Source organism: Pseudomonas citronellolis, assembly GCF_029335315.1.
Taxonomy (GTDB): Bacteria; Pseudomonadota; Gammaproteobacteria; order Pseudomonadales; family Pseudomonadaceae; genus Pseudomonas; species Pseudomonas citronellolis_A.
Genome location: NZ_JARJLT010000355.1, coordinates 1 through 2483, shown reverse-complemented (window position 1 = coordinate 2483; position 2483 = coordinate 1). Strand labels below are relative to the sequence as shown.

The 2483-nt window shown below is 69.9% G+C and carries 2 protein-coding genes; both read right to left on the bottom strand.

What is annotated here, in order from left to right:
- On the bottom strand, positions 1 to 887 hold an 887-nt coding region (locus P3W75_RS26795; protein WP_276230346.1), incomplete at its 3' end, for a 1-aminocyclopropane-1-carboxylate deaminase/D-cysteine desulfhydrase.
- A gap of 42 nt (positions 888 to 929) precedes the next feature.
- On the bottom strand, positions 930 to 2306 hold the full coding sequence (locus tag P3W75_RS26790) for a chromosome partitioning protein ParA (protein WP_276230345.1): 1377 nt from the start codon (positions 2304 to 2306) through the stop codon (positions 930 to 932).
- Between the last annotated feature and the right edge of the window lie 177 nt (positions 2307 to 2483).

Here is a 2483-nt window from a genome sequence, read left to right as displayed (position 1 = left end):
ACCTGGCGCTCGTCCATGGCCCGCCGGCCCTGCAGGCCGCCGCTGTGCACCGCGACCAGGCGGCTGCCGCGCGGCACCCGGCCGGCCTTCACCTCGTCGTACAGCGCCAGCAGCAACTTGCCGGTATAGAGCGGTTCCAGCGGTACGCCACAGGCGCCTTCGAAGTCGGCCATGAAGCGCGCCAATTCGGCGTCGACCTTGGCGAAACCGCCCCGGCTGGCATCCACCAGGCGGTAGCCGGCGTCCGCCCGCCCCGCCTCCGCCAGCAGACGCGGCAGCATCGCTTCGACGCCATGCCCCGGCGGTACCGCCAGGGCGCCGACGACCGGGTGCGCGCCGCCCTCGCCCAGCACCAGTCCGGCCAGGGTGGTGCCGGTGCCGCAGGCGGCCCAGAGCTGGTCGTAATCACCCCAGCCGATCGAGCCCAGGCCTTCGCGCAATTGCGCCACCAACGGCGCGCAACCTTCCGCGCCGGGCAGCCCGCCGCCGCCCTCGTCCACCGCCAGCAATCGCGGGTAACGCTCGCGCCAGGGCGTCCAGAAGCCTGCGCTGTGCCGCTCGCGGTAGCCGGCGTAGCCGAGCCAGTGCAGCTGCATGCCCCAGGCGCGCAGGTCGCGCACGGTCGGGGTGTCCTGCTCGTGGCCACGCAGCAGGCCCACCGTGGCGAAGCCGAAGCGCGCGCCGGCCGCGGCCAGGGCGTGGAGGTGATTGGAATGGGCGCCGCCGAGGCTGATCAGGCCGTCCAGACCGAGCTCGGCGGCCTGGCGCAGGTAGGGCGCGAGCTTGAACCACTTGTTGCCGGAGACGCGCTCGTCGACCAGGTCCAGGCGCAACAGGGCCAGCTCGACCTCGGCTTCAGCCAGCCAGTCGAGCTGTATGCATTGCAGGGGTGGCGTCGGACGCCAGTCGGGAAACCGCAGGATCGCCGGCTACCCCGTGGTCACGCTGCGCAGGCGCCCGGCGCTCTTGTGCCGGCCGCAGCAGTTGCTGTCGCCTTCGACGAAGCGCCCGGGGTTGTCCACCCGGTCCACCGGCAGGGCGCAGCGCTCGCCATTGGACAGGCGGCCGTCGCAGGTCGGCTGCTGGTAGTGGGCCAGCCACTGGCGGTATTGCGGCTCGGAGACGAAGCACTTGGCCGCCGCATAGGCCATGGGGTTTTCCTGGTAGCGCGGAATGTCCTGCAGCGGAATCGTCAGGTGCCCGGCGCCGGGGTGGTAGACCACGAAGATCACCCCCAGGGCCGCCAGCTTCTGCAGCGGCGCATCGCTTTCCACGCGCGCGGCCTGGGCCGCCAGTTCGCCGCGCAGGGCTTCGTTGTCGAGCTTGAGCTGCTTGTCCAGCTCGCCGCGATAGCTCAGCTCGGCGTCGCGGACGGCCAGTTGTTCCTTGTATTGCGCCTCGATCTTGGCGATGCGCGCCCGCGCCTCGGCGTCGATCTGCGCGCGCGCTTCCTCGATCTCGTCGCGACCCTGTTGCTCGATGCTGCGCAATTGCGCGGTCAGCTCTTCGCGACCGCGCTGGAAGCCGTCGACACGCTCGTCCAGCTCGCGGCGCAGGCCGCTGTTGATCTCTTCTTCGCGCTTGAGCCCTTCGCGCAGGGCGGCGAGTTCGGCCTGCAGCACCTGGACATGTTCGTCGGCGCCCAGGCGCAGACGTCGCAGTTCTTCTTCATGCTGCTGGGCCAGGCTGGACAGCTTCGACTCCTGCTGCCCGAGCAGTTCGGCGGTCTTCTGCCGGTGTTCCTCGAGCATCGCCCGGGCCAGTTTCTCGGCCTGCTCGCGGGATTCCTCGGCGGGGGCGTACCACTGGTGCTCGGCGGCCATCTGCAGGCGCTGCGGCTGCACCGCCTTGGGCTCCTCCTCCACCAGCAGGCCGAGCTGGTTGCGCTTGACCGCGTCGCGCAGCATCGCCAGGTGGTTGTTGCCGGCCACCAGGCTCGGGTCCCACAGGTGCATCTGGTGCCAGGACACCGGGCACTGGCTGCGGCAGGCCAGGCGGATCGGCCCGGCGCCCATGTCCGGGCCGCGCCCGGCGCGCTCGGCGAGCTGGCGCAGGGGCAGGTTCCAGCCACGGTCGGCTTCGCCGTTCTCGTCGAAGTCCAGGTAGAAGAACACCGTCGCCTTGACCAGCAGGCGCGGGTTGATCATCACGTAGGCCAGGCGCATCTGCTGGTCGGCGAATTCGTGCATCTGCACGACGTTGTCGAGCAACGCCTCGAATTCCGGGTAGAGCATCTGCTTGCCGACGCCACGGTCATTGAAGAAGACCACGGCCTCGACCATCTGGGGCTTCTTCTGCAGGCTCATGACGGGGGACCTCTGCTCGGTGCGGATGGAATCGCGGGATCGGCGCCCGCGCGGGGCCGCTGTCCGGACGCGCTGGCGCGTCAACGAGGCAAGTCTAGGGGAAATAATGTCGCAGGCAATGTGACTGGGTTGGCAGTCGATCTGCCATTCGTAGGAAAGGAGCGTACGCCAGGCGGA

Bases quoted from the DNA above. Each gene is read 5' to 3' on its own strand.
- P3W75_RS26790 (WP_276230345.1), bottom strand. From the start codon at position 2,306: ATGAGCCTGCAGAAGAAGCCCCAGATGGTCGAGGCCGTGGTCTTCTTC.